Raw genomic sequence first — 21,682 nt, forward strand, 5'->3', positions numbered from 1 at the left:
TCAACATCAAGTCCTTGAAAAGTTATTATTAATTAGTCATCACAAGTTCAGCAACTATTATTTGAGTTACTCTTGGCTGATTATAAATCCAAACGGCAAAACATGGTTCTTAAATACCATCAATGCCTAAATACTAGGATTACTCGAAGTAAAGTTGGCATATTTGGCAAGGGGGGCTTTTTTTGCTTTTTCTAGTTTACATAATATATATTATACGAAGTAGAATCAAAACAAAAATCGCTCCCCCACGACCTAATTTGGTCCCCTGTGGCGTCTTTTTATTGTACGCCAACTTTTTGCGATATTTTTGTGAATCATTATTTCGTCGTGAACATTTTTGCTGTTCATATTTTCAAGGTGCACGCTTCACTTAAATTGTTTTTTTATGATTCACTAAAACATCAACACTGAAATTAATCGATTGAATTTCAACAAAGTTTTTTAACCAATTTGAATTAGCTTATCCAAATCACTAAAAGTTCAAATGCTTTCAAACTACTAAATCTAGTTATTACAGATTTGCATCTGTTTTCATAATTTGCTGATATCCATGTCGATTCTACGGTTCTTTTGATGACCACTAGTTCAACTAACAAACGAACACGTGCTTAGAATGCGCCTCTCAATAGCGGTCAGATCGCTTGTTTTTGTTTCAATTTTATGTTTTAGTTAAAGTAAGAATTCAAACCCAGAAAGGATGTCCGACTACCAATGGCCGCAAAATTCCCGTATGCCAAAAGCTTCCTCGCATCATTAGAAACTGCTGGCAAGCAAGCTAGTACTATTGAGCAGTACGAATTAACCTTGGCTGACTTTTTCAACTATGAGCAACATTTCAATGAGACTTTTGCTAAGGATCAATTATTGGCAGATTTAACTGAAAATGATATTCAAGCTTATTTAGATATGCTCCGTGAACAACGCCAATTCAAAATATCGACGTTGAACAAATGTTTGTCGAATTTAAATGGCTATTTTAGCTATCTATTTTCGCATCGAATCATTACAACTTTACCGACCTTTACAATTAAGGGCCAGCCACTGACTAATACGCAACAAACAACGTCTTGGCCAGAGCAACTAGCTGCTTGGCTGACAATTGATGATCTTCATCCATATACCCGCTTATTCTTGTTACTAACGACCAAGGGTTATACCGCCACAGAGATGCTAACACCGGGGTTTTATCAGCAATTGAACACAATTACCTTTACTGCTGCAGAACAGACTTTTTTGGTTAAACTACGTGCCTATTTGCAGCCATTACAGACTCAAAGTGGCAGTTCGGATCTCTTTTTAAAGCAACGTCAACGTGGAACCGATCCACATATCACCCTGGCAGCATTACACAAATACTTAGCGGGTGATAGTCAACGTTTAGGCGTGCCATTAAAGCCAGTTGCACTGCGTCAGGACTTCATACTTTGGTTTCTCAATCAGCATCGGACGACTGAACCGACTGAGATCATACAACAACTACGGTTAGATGAAACTAGCCTTGAATATTACCAAAACTTGCTACGACAACGTGATTTACGTATTTTAAAAGCTACCAAAGTAGACTAAGGCAACATGATGAGCTAACTGAATACAGCTAGCTTTTTTAGTTAAAGTAACTTTACGTTATTGCGTTTACTTTACATAACTTTACAAACGCGTCACAAGCATTACGTGGAATTTGCTAGTTAATTAAGAAGCCTTAAAACGCCTATACAACGCGCCCTTTTTGCAGTTAAACTAGTTTTATTGATTTAACTAAAGTATTGAAAGGATGATTTGATGACATTCTATCGTTGGTTGGAACCGTTTATTGAACAGAACGGACCGTTTGCACCAGCCGCATGTTATGCGCACTCAGATTTCGATTTTCCTTTGACTAGTAATGTTCATGAATTGTCTGACTATATTACTTATTTAAATATTCGTGATTCGGTCAAAAAATCGTTTTATTCGGCATTAGACGCATATCAAGCAAGTTAACAATCATAATTAAACTTAAAAACCAACCTACTAGCCCCAGCGACGATTGCTGCGGTTGCAGGTTGGTTTATTCGTATTCCTAGTATTTATCGAGACGATGTTCAAACGGCTATGAAAGTCTCAAATCTACCTATTCTCAACGTTTAAACACCATCTGGTTACTGCCAATGCTGTTTAATAAAGGCTTCACGTCCGCCCATCTCTTCAATCTGATAACGGAATGGGTTACGTCGATAAAAGTCCTGGTGCTCGGCTTCTGCGGGATAAAATGGCTTCGCATCTTCAATGGTTGTCACAATCGGCTCAGCAAACTTGCCACTAACAGCAAGGGCATCTCGTGAAGCCGTTGCCACTCGACGCTGCGCCTCACTGTTAACAAAAATTACTGGTCGATAGCTGTCGCCGCGATCCTGAAATTGACCAGAAGCATCGGTTGGATCGGTCTGGCGCCAATAAATTTCAACCAAGTCGGCATAACTGATTACTTCTGGATCAAAAGTGATTTCAACCGCTTCAGTGTGCCCAGTCGTGTGACTAGCAACTTGTTCATACGTGGGATTAGCAATCGTCCCACCGGTATAACCCGAAATAACGGACTTAATCCCTGGCTGCTGGTCAAACGGTTTGACCATGCACCAGAAACAGCCGCCAGCAAATATTGCAGTCTCTGTCATCTAAATCCCTCCCATTTATTAACTCAATTATTTAAATAAACTCTGATACTGGCCATAACCAGCCTTTTCAAGGTCGGCAACTGGAATGAACTTCAGTGCTGCCGAATTAATGCAGTATCGAAGCCCGCCTCGATCAGCCGGACCATCTGGAAAAACATGACCTAAATGTGAATTTGCTTGTGTACTAGTTACTTCGGTTCGGTGCATACCAAACGATTCATCGCGATGTTCATTGAGGTTGGTCTGATCGATTGGTTTCGTGAAAGATGGCCAACCACAGCCGGCATCATATTTATCACGTGAACTAAAAAGCACTTGCCCGCTAACAACATCCACGTAAATGCCTTCCTGATAAAAATTATCATACTCACCACTAAATGGTCGTTCAGTTGCGGCCTCTTGAGTGACGGCATACTGTTCAGGTGTCAGACGCTGGCGTAATTCATCTTGTTGTTTATCCATTACTATCAGTCCTTCCCGTAATTAAGTTGTACACAATCTAATTACAGTGTTTATCATACCCCAATCTTTCTAAAATGCAAAAAAGAAGCTTCCATAATTGGCAGCTTCTTTTAAATTAATTTGGCAACTTAAGCATTGAAGGCGTCCGTTAATTGAGGAACCACTTGTTTTTTCCGTGAAACAACGCCTGGTAAGCTTAACCGATTATTTGCAATCGTCTTACCAAAGGCCTTCTCAACGGGTTCCGTCGGGTTACCAACAACTAACAGCTCAGAATTGCTATCTAAGATGTTCGTAGCTAAGATTAAAAACAAATCATAACCTTCACTAGTGTTTTCATCTTTAGCGGCTGTTTCTAACGCAGCTTGACGCTTGAAAACGTCATCTAAGTCAACTGTGTTGATTTGCGCAACCCGGACTGTTTTACCAGCCATTTCAAATGATTTAGCATCGGCATCGATTAATTCCTTTTCAGTCTTGCTGTCAAGGTTAGTACCCGCTTTAAGCATGGCTAAACCATATGTTTCATAATCAATATCAGCAATTTTAGCTAAGTCTTTAACAACTGCAACGTCGGTTTCCGTTGTAGTTGGTGACTTTAAGAGTAACGTATCTGAAATGATTGCAGATAACATCAATCCAGCTAACTTGGCAGGAATTTCAATGTCATTTTCTTGGAATAACTTGTAAATGACCGTACTGCAGCAACCAAGTGGTTCGGCCCGGTAAAATAATGGTTGTGCCGTGTCAAAACCAGAAATCCGATGATGATCAACTACATGGCTAACCGTAACGTCAGCAATGTCACTGACACTTTGTTGTGGTTCGTTATGGTCGACAAGCATGACACTATCAACTTCATCACTGGCCTTAGTAATCACCCGTAGTGCTGGTTCATCAAAGTAATCCAAAACAAATTGGGTTTCTTCGTTTGGTTCGCCTAATGCAACAGCTTCAGTATTCGCCCCCACTTTATTTTCAAAGTATGAGAACGCCTTGGCCGCCACGATTGCGTCGGTATCAGGATTTTGATGTCCAAAAACTAATTCCTTACTCATTAGCACAAAACTCCCTTAAAACTTATTTTTGATTAATCTTTTGTAGCCGTGAAATATAATCTTCAGCACGTAGGTAAGTATCAAATTCATCAAGGAAATTCTTGATTCGTGGAATTTGGTCCTTATCTTTACGGAAGACAAAATTTAAATCGAACTTGATGGCTGGTTCAAATGATAATGTATGCAGCTTATCAGTTGCTGGATTAGCTACCATAAATGAATTTGGTAAAGCTGTATTAGTGTCAGTGGCTGCCACGAAGCGATAAATTTGTTGCGGGGTCGTAAAACGAGCGACGGCCGTTGGTAAATCCGCCAATTGGTTCTTATAAGATTCTTTGACCACTTGATCCAAGTAATAGTTTTCAGGGTAAGTGACCCATGGATTAAGTGTTGTATCCTTAAACTTAATCCGCTTCTTCTTAGCCAACTTTTCATCACCCGAAATAAATAGTAATTCATCCTGAATAATCTTCTTGGATTGATATGGCTTCCAGTTTTTAATACTTTCATCAGGCAAGTACATGACAGCCAAATCAATCCGGTTATTTTCTAACCGTTCCCAGATCTCTTTACGCGTCAACATGTGTAATGAAATAATCACATTCGGATTGGCCTCATAATACTTGATAGCAAAATCTTCAAAGACGTGATCCTCAATTGAGGCTAAAACCCCAATATTAATCGTCCCTTGAGTTGCACTCGTGGTTTGTTGAATTTCATCAGTCGCCTTGTTGAGAACGTTATAAATGCTGTGTGTCGCATTGAGCATTGTGTAACCTGCATCGGAGAGACGTAACTTTTTTCCAACAGAATAGAACAAAGGAGCACCAACCGTACGTTCTAGTTTCTTGATCTGTTGAGTCAATGCTGGTTGCGTAATTCCTAAAATTTGAGCTGCTTGCGTGTAATTCATCGTTTCAGCTAGTTGCAAGAAATACGTTAACGTTTTCGATGAGAAAATACTTTCTTGAGTTGTTTTCATGAATTTTACCTGATCCTTTCTTCTTATCGCCATCTTATAATATCTATAATTTTATACAAGATTCAAGATGAAAGCAAGCGGTTGTTATCGGTAAATAAAGCTTAACTAATTCATAATCTTTTACCCTGCCATAATATTATCTTAATCGAATGCCCGTTAACGTGCAAGCATTCGCATTAAAAACTATACAGTTAGTGGAATGGGATGAATCTGCATGGCAACAGGTTTACCTTCCGTGTCAGTATCAACCACAAAGGAACCATTAGAATAACGCGCACTGACTGGGTGATCGTCATTTAAAATTGAATGGTGCTTGCCACGATCAGTCAAAATATCAAGTGCTACCCCATTAGCATTATTAGCCACTAAGACGTAGTCAGCAACCCGGTGTGGATTATTCTTCAGTTCTCGTAAAACTTGTACCCCACGACGGGCCCGACTCGTCACTGGGAGATCGGCCACTTTCATTTTTTTAAACGAACCACGCTGCGTAATCATGGCAATCACATCATCATCAGCCGCAATGGCAGCCCGCACAATCGCATCATCGCGCAGATCCATGGACTTGACGCCGACCGCCTTCGCACCAATTGTTGGGACTTCGCTCAAATCATAGCGCAGGCCATAGCCATGTTGCGTAATCAGAATCAGAGTTCCCGTTGGCGCAGCTGGTAAGTATTTGACCGTCACAACGGTTGCATCATCTGACTTCATTTTTATAAACTGGCTAGCCCGGGTCTTATAAGTTCGGCCCGGCGTGTAATCAGCAAAAGCGGTTTGTTTGATATAACCGTCACTAGTTGCCACTAAGAATTTCCCAGTAGCTTTAAGATTTTCAAAAGAATAGACCCACGTGATGCGCTCATTGTCGGCCAGTCCAATCGTCTGAGAAATGTGTTCACCAGTGTCTTTCCACTTGGCGTCGGTTATTTCATAAACCGGTCGGTAAATCAGATGGCCCATGTTGGTGAACATCATCAAATGATCCAAGGTACTATTCTTAGCTAAGTAGATTGGATAATCTTCATCTTTAAGTCCATTATCATCAGGCTCAGAGGCCGAATACGACCGCAAACTAGTCCGCTTGATATAACCATCGTGGCTAATCATGACAACCACGTCCTCTTGTGGAATCACAACTTCTGTCTTAATCTTCAACTCTTGAATCTCATTTTGAATTTCAGTCAACCGACTAGTTGGATAGGCTTTTTGAACAGCCTTCAACTCCCGCCGTAAGACCTTATCGAGTTCTTTAGGTTCTGCCAAGATCAGTTGATAGGCTTTAATGGCCTTAGCTAATTCAGCAGCTTCTTTCTCTAACTGAGTCACATCGGTGTTCGTCAACCGGTATAGTTGCATTGTCACGATGGCTTCTGCTTGAATTTCAGTAAAATCAAATTGACTAACTAAATTCTGCTTGGCATCTTTCTTATCCTTGCTACCACGGATCGTCTTGATCACTTGGTCGAGGATAGACATCGCCTTGATTAAGCCTTGAACGATGTGCTGGCGATCAGCAGCCTTTTGTAAGTTAAATTGAGTTCGACGGGTTACAACGTCCCGTTGATGCTCCAAGTAGGCCGTTAGAATTGTTTTGAGGCCAACATGTTCAGGTCGCTGATGATAAATAGCGACCATGTTGAAGTTATAAGTGATCTGTAGATCGGTATTTTTGAGTAAGTATGTCAGAATACCTTCTGCATTGACGTCACGCTTCAATTCAATCACCACCGATAATCCTTGGCGATCACTTTCATCACGAACTTCGGCAATTCCTTCGATCTTCTTCAGAATGCGAATTTCATCAATCTTTTTCACCAATTGCGCCTTGTTAACTTCATAAGGGATCTCTGAAACTTCAATCTGTGATTTATTCCCCTTAAGCGGCACGATCTTGGTTCGTGACCGTACCACGATACGCCCACGACCAGTCTCATAGGCTTGCTTGATGCCTGCCAATCCTTGAATAATCCCCCCAGTTGGGAAATCAGGTCCCTTGACAAAGTCCATCAAGTCTTCAAGTGTTGCCTTAGGATGATTCATCAGGAATAAAATCGCGTTGATAACTTCACTCAAGTTATGCGGCGGAATTTCCGTTGCGTAACCGGCCGAAATCCCCGTTGCCCCGTTAACTAATAAGTTAGGGAAGCGGGCCGGTAAAACAGTGGGTTCATACTCCGTGTCATCAAAATTTAGGACCATATCAACAGTCTTTTTATCAATGTCTTGAAGCATTTCACCAGCGATTTTACTCAAACGCGCCTCGGTATACCGCATGGCGGCAGCCGGATCACCATCCATGGAACCATTGTTCCCGTGCATTTCAATTAACGGTTCTCGCAGCTTCCAGTCCTGACTAAGCCGCACCATTGCTTCATAAATCGAAGAGTCACCATGGGGATGAAAATTACCCATGACGTTTCCGACTGACTTAGCGGACTTACGAAAGGCCTTGTCAAAGGTATTCCCGTCCTGATTCATCGCGTATAGGATTCGTCGTTGTACTGGCTTCAAGCCATCACGAATGTCTGGCAAGGCCCGTTCTTGAATAATATATTTAGAATAACGGCCGAAGCGGTCGCCCATGACGTCTTCAAGGGTTAGTTCTTGAATCTTTGGTTGTTCAGTTGCCATTTTACGACCCCCTCTATTGTTTTAGCTGTTGTGCCAATTCTTCGTCGGCTTGTTCATGTGCGGATGAGACGGCCTCGTTATCTAGTAATGATCCGTCTTCGTCTAAGTTAAAGTGAACGTTACTTTCGATCCATTTCCGACGAGGTTCCACCTTATCACCCATTAAAGTCGTGACTCGTTTTTCCGCTAACGCCGCGTCATCGATGCGAACTCGAACTAGTGTCCGCTGTTCAGGATCCATGGTTGTTTCCCATAATTGCTCAGCGTTCATTTCGCCAAGTCCTTTATAGCGTTGCAATGCGTAGCCTTTACCAAATGACTTCGTCTTAAGCGTTAATTCCTCATCGGTCCAAGCATATTCCGTCCGCAACTGCTTGTTCTGCTTCTTTTGCAACCGATATAACGGTGGCAGAGCGATGTAAATTTTGCCAGCATCAATCATTGGGCGCATATATTTGTAGAAGAACGTGAGTAACAGAATCTGAATATGGGCACCATCGGTATCGGCATCGGTCATAATAATGACTTTATCGTAATTACTTGCTTTAAGGTCAAATTCGGGGCCAACGCCGGCACCAATTGTGTAAATCATGGTGTTGATCTCTTCATTTTTGACAATATCAGCTAATTTGGCTTTCTCAGTATTCAATACCTTACCACGTAATGGCAAGATAGCTTGGAATTTTCGATCACGCCCCTGTTTAGCTGAACCACCGGCCGAATCCCCTTCGACTAAGAACAATTCATTCTTCTTAGCGTTTTTAGACTGCGCTGGCGTTAATTTCCCAGAAAGTAACCGTTCTTGCTTGTGCCGCCGCTTACCGTTTCGACTTTCATCACGGGCTTTGCGAGCAGCTTCACGGGCCTGACGAGCTTTCGTTGATTTGCGAATCAACATTTGCGCAAATTCGCCATTTTCCATCAAGAAGAATTGGAGTTGTTCACTCACGATATTATCAACAATCGTCCGGGCTTCGGGTGTCCCAAGCTTTTCCTTAGTTTGACCTTCAAATTGTAAGAGATTTTCCGGTACCCGTAATGAAATAACAGCGGATAGCCCTTCACGAACATCAGAGCCTTCCAAATTTTTATCCTTGTCCTTCAATAGGCCGACTTTGCGGGCATATTCATTGAACGCCTTCGTCCAGGCACTGCGGAACCCGACCTCGTGTGTCCCACCATCGGGCGTCCGCACGTTATTGACGAATGACAACAAATTTTCCGAATAGCCATCGTTGTACTGCGCAGCTACTTCAACTTCGACGCCTTCCTTAGTGCCATCAAAGAACATGATATCCCCGAGGGTGTCCTTATCTTCATTGAGGTAACTGACAAACGCCTTGATACCATCTTCGTAATGGAAGACTAATTCCTGTTGCTGATTTTCCCGTTCATCAGTCAGCGTAATTTTGACACCTTTAAGTAAGAATGCGGATTCACGCAACCGTTCAGCCAACGTTTGAAAATTATAAACCGTCGTTGTAAAAATACTGGCGTCCGGCTTAAAGGTCATCGTCGTTCCAGTTGGCTTATTAGTCTTCCCCTTCTTCTCGAGGGTACCAACGGGATGCCCGCCATCTTTGAAGTGCTCAACATAGCGGTAACCATCACGGATGATCGTTACCGTCAATTCGGACGACAACGCATTAACGACGCTTGCCCCGACCCCATGCAACCCACCAGAGGTCTTATAACCACCCTGGCCGAACTTACCACCAGCATGTAAGACTGTTAGAATAACTTCAGGTGTTGGAATGCCAGATGCATGCATTCCAACCGGCATTCCACGACCATGATCGACAACGGTGATACTGTTATCAGCGTGAATAATCACGTTAATTTCTTTACCATAGCCAGCTAAGGCTTCATCAACCGCATTATCAACAATTTCATAAACTAAGTGATGGAGTCCGCGGCCGTCCGTAGAACCGATATACATTCCGGGACGTTTCCGAACGGCTTCTAATCCTTCAAGTACTTGGATTGAAGAATCATCATATTTTGGGCTTTTCTTGGCCATTCTCACAACTCCTTTGATATTTATAAATCTGCCTCATCAAGTAATACTTTAAGGTAACCGTAATAAAATAGTCCTAAAAGCCTCGACCTGTCAAGACGTAATCGTATTGAAAATTTCATTATCACATATGCTCATTATCTGTTAGCATACACGTTACTGATCCAAAAAGCAAACATACGTTCGTGATAAACGATACAACTAAAAAATTAAAGCCACCTACTAGCTTACCTCATGTTGATTCTAAGCGCCAGTTCAATGAATAAACTTATTAGTGGTCGCGATTAGTTCTTAAAACGCGTGGTTAATTTGCTAGTTAGCGCTTTAAAGGCCTTTACCGTCAGCTTTTAGCCATATAAAAATTATCAAAAAATCATTTTAATTTCATAATTTGACACGCAAACATCATTTTTTAAACCAATTAATTCCCACAATCTTAAAAAGAATGCTAAAATATTGATTGATTCTATTGCAGGAGGAACCAACTTTGAAAATAATAATTATGCTGATCATCGCCTATTTAATTGGCGCGATTCCTTCGGGTGTCATTATTGGCAAGTTTTTCTTTCACACTGATATTCGTCAAGCAGGCAGTGGTAACATCGGAACCACCAACACATATCGGGTTCTGGGTCCGACCGCTGGAACAATTGTCATGGTGATGGATATTCTAAAGGGCACCATTGCAGCACTGCAACCGACCTTGCTGTTTCATATGAATAACCGGTATACCTTATTGATTGGACTAGCAGCTATTTTAGGACATACTTTCTCAATTTACATCGGCTTTAAAGGTGGCAAGGCCGTTGCCACCAGTGCCGGAATTTTACTGGCTTATAATTGGGAATTTTTCTTGATTGCTAGTGCCATCATGCTACTGTTGGTTTATACGACCAGTATGGTTAGTGTTGCTAGTATGACGGCCTTTCCAATCGTCACGTTGATTGCGATTTTTTACTATCAAGATTGGCTGCTATCACTCGTGGCCTTTGTATTGACCCTCTTCATCTTCTATCGGCACCGCAGTAACATTGCACGTATCAAAAACGGAACCGAATCATTAGTGCACTTCGGACTCGGTTGGCGGCGTCAGCAACGTGCCAACCGCAAATAATCGCGTGACTTTCAAGACCACTTCATTATTGAGTGGTCTTTTATTTAGAAATCGGTAAGCTTAGTTGCTGGGCTTTGTTGTTGTTTTAGTTAAAGTAACATGATACAAAATGCTTATGCTTAACTTTCTGATCACACCAAAAAACCGGTCAAGCCTGTCGACCGGTTTTGCTAAATCATCGTAATTTTAGTTAGAAAAAGCTAATCGCATATTTGGCATCAAACGTCTGGTTCGCTGCAAGCCGATTAATGCCCATCTTATGACTTAATTGGCCATCACTATCAACGTTATCCGCAATGCCCCACCATGGCTCTAAGCACACGAATGGCGCTTCTGCGGGGTATGGAGACCACATGCCGACATATGGTGCGTCTTCGATCGTCATGACCACCCCATGATCATCCCGATCAGTATCCAACATCAATGTCGTTTCATGATGATCCAGCGCTAAAATCAAGGCATCATCTTTAAACAAGTCTCGACTGAGCGCCAACGGTTTCGTTAAGTCAAAATCATCCGCATTAGCCGCATCATTTAACGGTGCTTGTAACGGAATATGTGAATAAACCTTCCGTGGCGCCACCGTAATTTTATAATCAGCTAAAGTTGCGGTTGAATCAGCAAGTGGCACGTTAAAGGCCGGGTGCCCCCCAACCGCAAACAGTAATTCTTGATTAGCTGGATTATGCACATTGTAGTTAACGGTTAATTCATGATCCGTCAACGTATAAATCAAGCGTAAGCGAAACGCATACGGATACATGTCCCGCGTTGCACTACTATCAGTCAGTTCAAGCGTTGCTTGCGTTGCCGTTTGCTTCACGACCGTAAAATCGTTATCACGGGCAAAACCGTGCTGTCCCATATGATAAGCCTGACCAGCAACGGTATATTGATCATTCTTCAATCGACCAACGATTGGAAATAACACGGGTGCGTGCCGACCCCAAAAAGTTTTGTCGGCCTGCCACATGTACTCGATACCATCATTAGATTTGACACTACTTAGCTCAGCCCCGGCCTCGTTAATTAAAACGGTCAGGTACTCATTCTTTAATTCTACTGTCATCCGCGTAAACGTCCCCCTTATAAAATATAGCGACTAAGATCCTTATCCTGCGCGATGTTTCCGATGCGGTCATTAACATAGCTTTCTGTAATCGTGACTTCACCCATTTCCATGTCTGGTCCTTCATACAGCAATTCTTCTAGGAGCTTTTCCAAAATAGTGTGCAACCGGCGCGCACCAATATTTTGAGTCTCATGGTTAACTTTATAAGCAATCGTCGCAATCGCTTCGATGGCTTCGATCGTAAACGTCACTTTAATATTGTCAGTCCCAATCAAAGCAATGTATTGCTTGATCAAGGCGTTTTTTGGTTCCGTTAAAATTTTAACAAAGTCGTCTTGACTTAGATCATCTAATTCAACGCGAATTGGGAAGCGGCCTTGTAATTCAGCAATCAAATCACTTGGTTTGCTTTCTGCAAAGGCGCCTGAAGCAATAAACAGAATATGATCCGTATTGATGGGCCCGTATTTTGTTGAAATTTGCGATCCTTCAACAATTGGTAGAATATCACGTTGAACCCCTTCACGTGAAACTTCACCCGAACCTTGTTGGCCACCCTTAGTAATCTTATCGATTTCATCAATAAAAATGATCCCAGTATTTTCAGCACGTACGATTGCATCGTGATAAATATCAGCATTGTTAACTAATTTTTCGGATTCTTCGCGAACTAAGATTTCCCGTGCTTCCGCAACTGGCATCGTCCGTTGGATCCGCTTCTTCGGCATTAAGGCCCCTAAGCTATCACCAAGATCAATCCCCATTTGGCCGAGCATGTTATTATTACCCGCAGCTGCCTGTTGTGGATCATCCATTTCAATCGTGACCTCTGAATTTTCTAAGCGGCCGGTTTTCAACTGATCTGCAACCGATAACCGTTGATTGCGGACTTCATCAGTCACTTCTTCATTGTTCGCATCGTCAACGTTGGGAGTCTGGCCATTTTGCATCTGGCTAAACATGTTCATCATATTTTGGAATTCATTGCCATTGCTTTTAGCTTGCTTCTTTTGGGCCGGCACTAATAACTTGACCAACCGTTTGTCAGCAGCTTGGACCGCTTTAGCCCGCACACCGGAATAAGCCTGCTGTTTTTCCATTTCGATGGCCACGTCCACCAAGTCCCGCACCATTGATTCAACGTCACGACCAACATAACCAACTTCCGTAAACTTAGTAGCTTCAACCTTCACAAATGGGGCGTGCACGATCTTGGCTAACCGCCGCGCAATTTCCGTCTTCCCGACCCCGGTTGGTCCAATCATCAGCATGTTCTTCGGGGTAATCTCTTCCTGCATTTCAGCAGACAGTTCCATCCGTCGATAACGATTCCGTAGCGCGATGGCCACCGCTTTTTTGGCCTGGTTTTGGCCAATGACATAATTATCAAGTGCGGCCACGATTTGTTTCGGTGTCTTATTGATTTCTTCCATGCGAGTTTCCTCCTACATTACAAAGTTTCTGAAATGACGTTATGATTAGTAAAAATATCAATGTCGCCAGCGATATTAATGGCCGCTTCAGCGACTTCCTTAGCACTCATGTCCTTAGCGTGTAACTGCATTGCGCGCGCCGCAGCCAAAGCAAAGTTACCCCCAGAACCAATAGCTAAGACGTCGTTATCTGGGGTAATTACTTCACCACTCCCAGAAACAAGTAACATCTCATCTTTGTTCATCACGATCAACAATGCTTCTAGTTTTTGTAACGCTTGGTCACTGCGCCATTCTTGGGCTAATTCAACGGCCGCCCGCTGTAAGTTGCCAGAAAATTCGTTGAGTTTCTTTTCAAAACGATCCTCAAGGTTGAACGCATCCGCGACACTCCCGGCAAACCCCACGACGACTTGATCATTATAAATGCGCCGAACTTTATGGGCCGTGCCCTTCATTACGACTTTTTCACCCATCGTGACTTGGCCATCACCAGCCATGGCGTTATGACCATTTTGACGAACGGCACAAATAGTAGTTGCTTCAAATTTCACTGTCATGTTCAGTCTCCTTTGTCGATTCCCGCGTTGCCCGTGGGAAAAATTGACGATAATCTTGTTGTAAATGTTCCTTGGTCACGTGCGCATAGATCTGCGTCGTGGACAAGCTCGTATGACCTAACAGCTCCTGCACGGTCCGCAAGTCAGCACCATTATTCAGCATCTGCGTCGCAAACGTGTGCCGGAGCATATGGGGATGAATATCCGCCGTCAAGCTACTTTTTTTAACGATTTGATTCAAGACATATTCGATCCCGCCACCAGTAATCGGCCCGCCATGACGGTTAATAAACACGGTTTGGTGCGTCTGCTCATATTTGGCCATCACTGGTTGTCGGCAGACGGTTTCGTAATGTTGAAGGGCAGCGGCCGCGTACCGACCAAACGGCACGTAGCGTTCCTTATCGCCCTTCCCACGAATCAACATCATCTTAAGATCGAAATCAACGTCGGCTAATTGTAAATCGACACATTCACTCAACCGAATCCCAGTGCCGTACAAAACTTCTAACAACGCCGCGTTTCGGGCCCCCATCACACTATCATCCGCATAGACGGTTTGAAATAATACGTCCAGCTCCTTTTGATAGAAAAAGCGGGGCAAGCGGGCCGCGTGTTTTTTGAGTTGGACGTACACAAACGGATTCAATTTTGCTAAATCATTCTTAACTAAAAAGTTATAGAACGACCGCAAGCTTGAAACTTTCCGAGCAATTGAATTGCGAGTCAAGTGCCGGTCATATAAATGACTCAAATAGACGTTAACATCTAACCGGTCAACTTTAGTATACGCTTTCGCACCGCCATTTGCCGTTAAGAAATCATTAAAAGCCTGAATATCTTCACGGTAAGCCGCGGCCGTCTCTTCCGAATACTGACGTTCCACCCGAATATACTTTAAAAAGAGGGTTAAATAATCCGTTTCCATGCAAAAACCTCCATACGTTGCTACTTTAGCAAAGTATGGAGGAAAACACAATTATGCACCCTGTTATAGGCGATATTTTAGTTGTTAACAGTCAACGTTTCATCTTTAAAGGTTGCTAGGTCGGCCAAGGCCCGTTCAGAAATCGCCGTATTCCGTTCGCGCTTATCGCGAATGCGTTGCTTCAGCTTCGGCATGATCCCGAAGTTCGCATTCATTGGCTGGAAATTGCTAGCACTCGTGTGTGTGATATAGTGGGCCATTGCCCCCATCATCGTGTCCGTTGGGAATATTACCGGATCTAGACCAAGCGCTAACCGGGCCGCATTCGTCCCCGCAACGATCCCACTCGCCGCACTTTCGATATAGCCTTCGACGCCCGTCATTTGGCCCGCAAAAAATAGGTCAGGCCGTTGCTGCGTCTGATAAGTTGGCGTTAATATTTTTGGTGATTTCATAAAGGTATTACGATGCATGACACCATAACGGACAAATTCAACGTTCTCTAAGCCAGGAATCAGTGAAAAGACCCGTTTCTGTTCGCCCCACTTAAGATGGGTCTGGAAGCCCACAATATTATATAGATCGCCGGCCGCATCATCTTGACGTAACTGAACGACTGCAAAGGGTTGCTTGCCCGTCTTCGGATCTTCAAGGCCCACTGGTTTAAGTGGGCCAAATAGCATCGTTTGGCGCCCACGTTGGGCCATCACTTCAATCGGCATACAGCCTTCAAAGACATCCGAATTTTCGAAATCATGGGCTTCGGCCATTTCGGCATGGATCAACGCGTCGTAGAAAACGTCGAATTCCGCTTCCGTCATCGGACAATTGAGATAGGCCGCTTCCCCCCGGTCATAACGTGACTTGAGGTAAACCTTATCCATATCGATCGAATCCTTCGTTAAAATCGGTGCCGCCGCATCGAAAAAGTGTAAGTCATCTTCATCGTTGAACGCTTGAATCGATTTTGCTAAGGACGCCGCGGTTAATGGGCCGGTCGCCACGACTGTAATGCCATCTGGAAGACTCGTGATTTCTTCGTTAATGACTTCCACGTTTGGTAAATCAGTGATGGCCGCCGTAATTTCGGCAGAAAAAGTGTCGCGATCAACGGCTAGTGCACCGCCAGCTGGGACAGCGTGGTGTTCAGCTGCTTGCATCACGATCGAATCCATCTGCCGCATTTCGGCCTTTAGTAGGCCCGCCGCGTTGGCTAATTGGTTCGCCCGCAGTGAGTTTGTGCACACTAGTTCTGCAAATTGCGCCGTGTGATGGGCGGGAGTCATTTTACTTGGTCGCATTTCGTACAAGCGGACATTGACGCCCATGTTGGCAATATGCCATGCTGCTTCCGAGCCGGCTAAGCCAGCGCCAATGACGTTTACTGTTGGTATTGATGCCATCCAGAATTCCTCTTTTCTTGTTGTCATACCATTGATAGTATTGTTGTCATCATACCTGAGAAACTAGCAGAAGACAACTAATGGCATCAGCAAATCCTGCAGTGACATGTCCATCGTCAAGTTTAAAGCGAACATTAATTTAAACGGGCGCTTATTTTTCCGAGAAAACACTTGCCAATCAGCCGTGATGGCGAATTTTATCAATGGTTTCTCGGGAATTGTACGTATTATTTTACAATGCACAAAAAAAGATCATCCGTAGATGACCATTTTTTGGTTTATTTTTGCACATTTTCAGTATAATCGCCATTCGGACAAAGCACTTGTTTACCGCCTTTGACCTTCTTTTCGACCAAGTAATGGCCGTCCTTTGGGCAATCACGACCAACCGGTTTATCCCAAGAGACAAAGTCACAATCTGGGAAACGGGAACAACCATAGAAGATCCGGTTTTTCTTCGATTTCCGTTCAATGACCTGGCCCTGCTTGCATTGCGGACAAACGACACCAATTTCTTTAACGATTGGCTTCGTATTACGGCAATCCGGGAAACGGGAGCAGGCAAAGAATTTGCCGTAACGGCCCATCTTCACAACCATTGGGGCGCCACAAATATCACAATTGAAACCCGCCAATTCGTCTTTGATTTGGATTTTCTCCATACTTTCCTCGGCCGTTGCGACTTCTTTAGAAAACGGCTTGTAGAAACTATCGACGACTTCGACCCAGTTTTCCTTACCTTCTTCAGTCGCATCCAACTGTTCTTCTAAACTGGCAGTAAAACCGACATTAACGACATCCGGGAAGTATTCCTGAATAATATCGTTAACGATCTCACCGAGTTCAGTTGGCACAAACCGGCGCGCTTCTAATTTGACGTAGTAGCGCCGCTGAATCGTATCCAAGGTTGGTGCGTACGTTGACGGCCGCCCAACACCATTTTCTTCCAATGCTTTGATGAGGTTGGCTTCAGAGTAACGTGCGGGTGGCTGTGTAAAGTGTTGTTGTGGATCAGTCTTCGATAACTTGACCACGTCGCCCTCACTCAAATCTGGTAAGACGTTATTTTTTTCCGTCTTATCGTAGATCTTCGTAAAACCAGCAAACTTCGTCTTCGACCCGTTCGCCCGGAATTGGACATCATTTTGGTCAATCGTGACCGCCATCGTATCGAGGACTTCAGGCGTCATCTGACTAGCCACAAACCGTGACCAGATCAGCTGGTATAATCGGAATTGATCCTTCGTCAAGTAGTCTTTGATGCTAGCTGGTGTCCGGAAGACGGATGAGGGCCGAATTGCTTCATGGGCATCCTGAGCGCCTTCTGGTAACTTGCCCTTGACAGGTTTGGTGGCCGCATATTCTGCGCCATATTCTTTATGCAAGAATTGTGACGCTTCGTGCTTGGCAATCGACGAGATCCGAGTCGAGTCAGTCCGCATATAAGTGATTAAACCGACGCTACCTTCCTTACCACCAACGTTGATACCTTCATACAATTGTTGTGCCGCCATCATCGTCTTACGCGTCCGGAAATTCAACTTCCGGTTGGCATCCTGTTGCATGGTGGAAGTCGTAAATGGCGGTGCCGGGAACCGTTTACGTTCCTTTTTGACGACTTTGACGACATTAAAATCGCCATTGCGATCTAATTGGCCCAAGATTTTTTGGACCGCATCGTTGTCATCCAAAGGTTGCTTCTTACCATGGGTGCCATAAAAACTCGCCATGAATTTGGAACGGCCCTTTTGAAATTCACTATCGATCGTCCAATACTCTTGGGGTTTGAACGCTTTAATTTCATTTTCACGTTGAATAATCAAATCTAGCGCGATCGATTGCACCCGACCGGCCGATAATCCCTTTTTGACCTTTTTCCACAATAATGGACTAATCGAATAACCCACTAATCGGTCCAAAATTCGCCGGGCCTGTTGGGCATCCACTAGGTCCATATCAATTGAACGTGGTTCCTTAAAGGCGTTTTTGACCGTATCCTTGGTGATTTCATTGAAGACGACCCGGTTTTTATCCTTAGGGTCTAATCCTAATAAATAGGATAAGTGCCAAGCAATGGCTTCCCCTTCACGGTCCGGGTCAGATGCGAGGTACACGGCTTTGGCCTTTTTAGCCTCTTTCCGCAATCCCTTGATCACATCACCCTTACCACGAATCGAGATATAGTGCGGTTGATAGTCGTTATCCACATCGACACCCATCTTGCTCTTCGGTAGATCCCGAATATGGCCCAGACTAGCAACGACTTTATAAGAACGACCTAAATATTTTTCAATCGTTTTTGCTTTAGATGGTGATTCTACAATCACCAATTTTTTAGCGGGTGCTTTACTTTTCCGCTTAGTCGCGGTTTTAGTTGCGGTCTTCCGCTTTGCCGCTGGTTTGGCTTTAGTTGTACTTGCAGCCACGCAATCAGCTCCTTACAGGTTTCATTATCATTATTATAAATATCAGTTTAAGAAATCCCTGTAATCATATTTCAAAAATTTCGTGTTGTCAAATTTTTGGTAAAAACTCTTCTATTATATGTCGTGAATTTAGGACTGGTTTGGCTCCGGCCACGATCAATTGATTGCAGCCAGCCGAGAATGGGGCATCGATTGGTCCAGGCACTGCTAGAACATTGCGGTTGTTCTGTAAGGCCAAATTAGCAGTGATCAGACTCCCCGAATGGGCCTGTGCCTCAACCACCATGACCGTTTGGCATAGTCCGGCAATAATCCGGTTGCGAGCCACAAAATGGTATGGTTCAGGACCGACACCTAGTGGATACTCACTAATTAATAAGCCGACCTGACTAATCTGCTGCTGTAATTCGCGATGTTGACGGGGATAACTAATATCTAGGCCAGTTCCAATGACTGCAATTGTGGGCAAGCCAAAACGAAGGGCAGCACGGTGGGCAAAACCATCGGCGCCCTTCGCTAATCCACTAACAATCGTTACCTTTTCCGCTGCTAACGGTGCTAATAACTGAGCTACCGCCCGCTCTGCATACGGCGTTGCCTGCCGGGCACCAACGACAGCAAATTGGCGTGTCGCTAACAATTCCCGTTGTCCACGCAAAAATAAGACAAGCGGTGGCTGATAGCCTTCTAGCAACGCTAATGGATAATCAGCGTCCAGAATCGTCAAAATATCAACTTGGGCGTGTCGTTGTAAACGCCGTTGAAACGCCGAACTCCGCCAATCAGCTGTAAAGCGTGCCACTTGGCTTGGTGTTAGCTTAGCAACCCGACTAATCTTAGAAGGCTCAGTGATGACGCGGCGTGACGCGCGACAATATTGTAATACTCGCACCATCCCTGCATAACCAATCCCCTGGACGACTTGTAACCGAACTAATAAACTTCGTAATTGCACGTGCCCACCACTTTCTTTACGCATCCGGCCTGTCCATCAAGATGTTGAACAGGCACTCGCTTTAAGAAGTAGTTACGAATTTACGCGCGCTTAGCGTTTCGAACCGGTGAAAAAGATTGACGATGAATCGGGGTGGCACCGAGACTGGCCAACCCGGCCAAATGTTTAGCAGTCCCGTAGCCCATATTATCAGCAAAGTCATACCCGGGGTATACTTGATCGTACATTGTCATCAAGTGATCCCGGACGACTTTCGCGACAATGCTAGCCGCCGAGATGCTCGCGCTCTTCGCATCGCCCTTGATTAGACGGGTCTGTTCAATCGGCACCGGCACCTGCATCGCGTCAACTAGTAGGCGCGTTGGTTGAACCGGCAAGTTATGAACGGCTTGGGCCATTGCGACTCGGGTCGCCTCGTAAATGTTTAATTGATCAATTTGTTGGGCATCCGCAACGCCGATTCCCACGGCGACCGCTTCTTCTAGGATCCGTGGCATCAGGGCCGCCCGTTTCTTAGCGGTTAATTGCTTTGAATCATTGACTTCTAGCAAATCAAAATGATCGTCCAAGACTACAGCGGCAGTTACGACTGGCCCAGCTAACGGGCCGCGACCAACTTCATCGATCCCAGCGACGTATTGTCCGCCGTGGGCCCAAAAATCCCGTTCTAAACGCATATGTTGATTAAAACGTGTCACTAACGCCGCCTGTTTTTCAGCTTGTCGCAAATAGTGTTGATAAGCCTTTTGCACGCCCTTGCGAGGATCGGATTGAGCCGCGGCTAGAAGCGCTGCCGTTGGTTGGTCAGCCAGTAGCCGTTTAAAATCCGCAATCGTTCGTTCAGGCATCGGATTGATCCCCCGTTAAGTCGAGCGTAAAACGACCGAGCCGGCCCTTGCGAATATCTAAGAGGAAGGCCACGCAGAAACGTTCCCAGTCATCGCGCATCCCCGCATTTTTCGTCATCGCAATCAGTAATTCCGGATTTGGTAAGGCCAACTGCTCAGCCGTCAAATGATAACGATCGACTAAGCGTGCCGCGTAGTGCTGCTTGAAGAAGTCCAAGGCAAACAAAGCAACGTCATCGTTAGGATAGATATTTTCCTTAATCGCACCCGTGACGGCCAACTTAGTCCCAACGACTTGGTCTTCAAACTTCGGCCATAAAATCCCTGGGGTGTCGAGTAATTCCAATTTATTGGACGCTTTGAGCCACTGTTGGCCCTTGGTAACGCCCGGACGATCACCGACTTTGGCAATTTTTTTATTGACAATATGGTTTAATAAGGTCGATTTACCAACGTTGGGGATCCCGACACAAACTGCGCGGATTGGCCGATTAGTAATGCCACGGGCCGCAATTTTTGCTAACTTGTCAGCTAACATGTCACTAGCCGCTTGCGTCATTTGCTTACCAATCGTACGGCTACGTGAATCGACCGCGATCGCAACTTGACCCTGGTCTTCGTAATACTTGACCCAGTCAGCTGTCGCTTGGGGATCTGCCAAGTCCTTCTTGGTCATAATTAAGAGGTGTGGTTTTTGTTGAACCGTTTTTTCAATTTCTGGATTCCGGGAAGCCACTGGGATCCGGGCGTCGACCAATTCAAAAACAATATCAACTAAATGTAAATTGTCCTGAATTTGATGAATCGCCTTGGCCATGTGACCTGGGTACCATTGAATATTTGCCATTACGTTGTGCTCCTTTTTCTCGTGGCGTGAATGCCTTCAAACTTTGATCATTGTTAAAATTCTTTAACGGCACTGGCTGTCAAGCCGCTGCTGCTAGCTCCAGTGGAGACGCGCTTAAATGCTTTGCACCAACCGCCACTAATGCACTCGTTCAACGAAATCGTTAGTCGCTATGCCTCCCATGAACTAAAGCACCGGACACTTTGCTAGTCCGGCGCTGGCATGATGCAGCAATCTATATTTTACCATGTTTACACCGACCATGCTTTGAAACCGCCTATTGATCTGC

The 21,682-nt window shown here is 44.4% G+C and carries 18 protein-coding genes; 3 read left to right on the forward strand and 15 right to left on the reverse strand.

What is annotated here, in order from left to right; genetic code table 11:
- The first annotated feature begins 711 nt into the window (after nt 1-711).
- Together RXV91_RS03325 and RXV91_RS03330 are read left to right on the forward strand one after the other, a co-directional pair.
- Nucleotides 712-1,566: a phage integrase N-terminal SAM-like domain-containing protein gene (locus tag RXV91_RS03325; protein ID WP_033610381.1), complete on the forward strand. Its 855-nt coding sequence runs from the start codon at nt 712-714 to the stop codon at nt 1,564-1,566.
- Nucleotides 1,567-1,779: 213 nt separating this feature from the next.
- Complete coding sequence (locus RXV91_RS03330) at nt 1,780-1,980, forward strand: sterile alpha motif-like domain-containing protein (protein WP_003640551.1); 201 nt, start codon at nt 1,780-1,782, stop codon at nt 1,978-1,980.
- Between the two features lie 158 nt (nt 1,981-2,138).
- Here RXV91_RS03330 and msrA read toward each other — a convergent pair whose 3' ends face one another.
- The 6 genes from msrA to parE all read right to left on the reverse strand — a co-directional run bounded on the left by msrA (nt 2,139) and on the right by parE (nt 9,810).
- Nucleotides 2,139-2,654, reverse strand: a complete 516-nt coding sequence (gene msrA / locus RXV91_RS03335; RefSeq protein ID WP_316438664.1) for a peptide-methionine (S)-S-oxide reductase MsrA — start codon at nt 2,652-2,654, stop codon at nt 2,139-2,141.
- A gap of 27 nt (nt 2,655-2,681) precedes the next feature.
- Entirely contained in the window at nt 2,682-3,116 is a 435-nt protein-coding gene (gene msrB, locus RXV91_RS03340) for a peptide-methionine (R)-S-oxide reductase MsrB (protein ID WP_316438665.1), read from the reverse strand.
- Between the two features lie 128 nt (nt 3,117-3,244).
- Nucleotides 3,245-4,174 (reverse strand): manganese-dependent inorganic pyrophosphatase, encoded by a 930-nt coding sequence (locus tag RXV91_RS03345; RefSeq protein WP_316438666.1) that lies wholly within the window; start codon nt 4,172-4,174, stop codon nt 3,245-3,247.
- Nucleotides 4,175-4,196: 22 nt separating this feature from the next.
- Nucleotides 4,197-5,156 (reverse strand): LysR family transcriptional regulator, encoded by a 960-nt coding sequence (locus RXV91_RS03350; RefSeq protein WP_316438667.1) that lies wholly within the window; start codon nt 5,154-5,156, stop codon nt 4,197-4,199.
- 183 nt (nt 5,157-5,339) lie between these two features.
- Nucleotides 5,340-7,790, reverse strand: coding sequence for a DNA topoisomerase IV subunit A (gene parC, locus RXV91_RS03355; protein ID WP_316438668.1), 2,451 nt, complete (start codon nt 7,788-7,790; stop codon nt 5,340-5,342).
- A 13-nt stretch (nt 7,791-7,803) separates the two neighbouring features.
- Nucleotides 7,804-9,810: a DNA topoisomerase IV subunit B gene (gene parE, locus RXV91_RS03360; RefSeq protein ID WP_316438669.1), complete on the reverse strand. Its 2,007-nt coding sequence runs from the start codon at nt 9,808-9,810 to the stop codon at nt 7,804-7,806.
- A 484-nt stretch (nt 9,811-10,294) separates the two neighbouring features.
- On the opposite strand from parE, the gene plsY reads away from it, so the two are divergent.
- On the forward strand, nt 10,295-10,921 hold the full coding sequence (plsY, locus tag RXV91_RS03365; protein ID WP_316438670.1) for a glycerol-3-phosphate 1-O-acyltransferase PlsY: 627 nt from the start codon (nt 10,295-10,297) through the stop codon (nt 10,919-10,921).
- Nucleotides 10,922-11,111: 190 nt separating this feature from the next.
- On the opposite strand, the gene RXV91_RS03370 is transcribed toward plsY, so the two are convergent.
- The 9 genes from RXV91_RS03370 to ylqF form a co-directional block, all read right to left on the reverse strand.
- Nucleotides 11,112-11,990: an aldose 1-epimerase family protein gene (locus tag RXV91_RS03370; protein ID WP_316438671.1), complete on the reverse strand. Its 879-nt coding sequence runs from the start codon at nt 11,988-11,990 to the stop codon at nt 11,112-11,114.
- A 17-nt stretch (nt 11,991-12,007) separates the two neighbouring features.
- Complete coding sequence (gene hslU, locus RXV91_RS03375) at nt 12,008-13,426, reverse strand: ATP-dependent protease ATPase subunit HslU (protein WP_316438672.1); 1,419 nt, start codon at nt 13,424-13,426, stop codon at nt 12,008-12,010.
- A gap of 17 nt (nt 13,427-13,443) precedes the next feature.
- The gene (gene hslV, locus RXV91_RS03380) at nt 13,444-13,986 is read right to left on the reverse strand and encodes an HslVU peptidase proteolytic subunit (RefSeq protein WP_021731559.1); all 543 of its coding nucleotides are present in this window, start codon (nt 13,984-13,986) and stop codon (nt 13,444-13,446) included.
- On the reverse strand, nt 13,970-14,914 hold the full coding sequence (gene xerC / locus RXV91_RS03385; protein WP_316438673.1) for a tyrosine recombinase XerC: 945 nt from the start codon (nt 14,912-14,914) through the stop codon (nt 13,970-13,972). Before xerC ends, hslV begins: the two co-directional genes overlap by 17 nt.
- A 77-nt stretch (nt 14,915-14,991) precedes the next feature.
- Nucleotides 14,992-16,317: an FADH(2)-oxidizing methylenetetrahydrofolate--tRNA-(uracil(54)-C(5))-methyltransferase TrmFO gene (gene trmFO, locus RXV91_RS03390; protein ID WP_316438954.1), complete on the reverse strand. Its 1,326-nt coding sequence runs from the start codon at nt 16,315-16,317 to the stop codon at nt 14,992-14,994.
- Between the two features lie 278 nt (nt 16,318-16,595).
- Nucleotides 16,596-18,743, reverse strand: a complete 2,148-nt coding sequence (gene topA, locus RXV91_RS03395) for a type I DNA topoisomerase (protein ID WP_056988289.1) — start codon at nt 18,741-18,743, stop codon at nt 16,596-16,598.
- A gap of 88 nt (nt 18,744-18,831) precedes the next feature.
- Nucleotides 18,832-19,722 (reverse strand): DNA-processing protein DprA, encoded by an 891-nt coding sequence (dprA, locus tag RXV91_RS03400; protein WP_396426718.1) that lies wholly within the window; start codon nt 19,720-19,722, stop codon nt 18,832-18,834.
- Between the two features lie 56 nt (nt 19,723-19,778).
- Entirely contained in the window at nt 19,779-20,546 is a 768-nt protein-coding gene (locus tag RXV91_RS03405) for a ribonuclease HII (RefSeq protein WP_316438674.1), read from the reverse strand.
- Nucleotides 20,539-21,393 (reverse strand): ribosome biogenesis GTPase YlqF, encoded by an 855-nt coding sequence (gene ylqF / locus RXV91_RS03410; protein ID WP_316438675.1) that lies wholly within the window; start codon nt 21,391-21,393, stop codon nt 20,539-20,541. The genes RXV91_RS03405 and ylqF overlap by 8 nt, the downstream gene beginning before the upstream one ends.
- Nucleotides 21,394-21,682 lie beyond the last annotated feature (289 nt).

The sequence above is a fragment of the Lactiplantibacillus sp. DA1 genome (assembly GCF_032681335.1).
Lineage (GTDB): Bacteria > Bacillota > Bacilli > Lactobacillales > Lactobacillaceae > Lactiplantibacillus.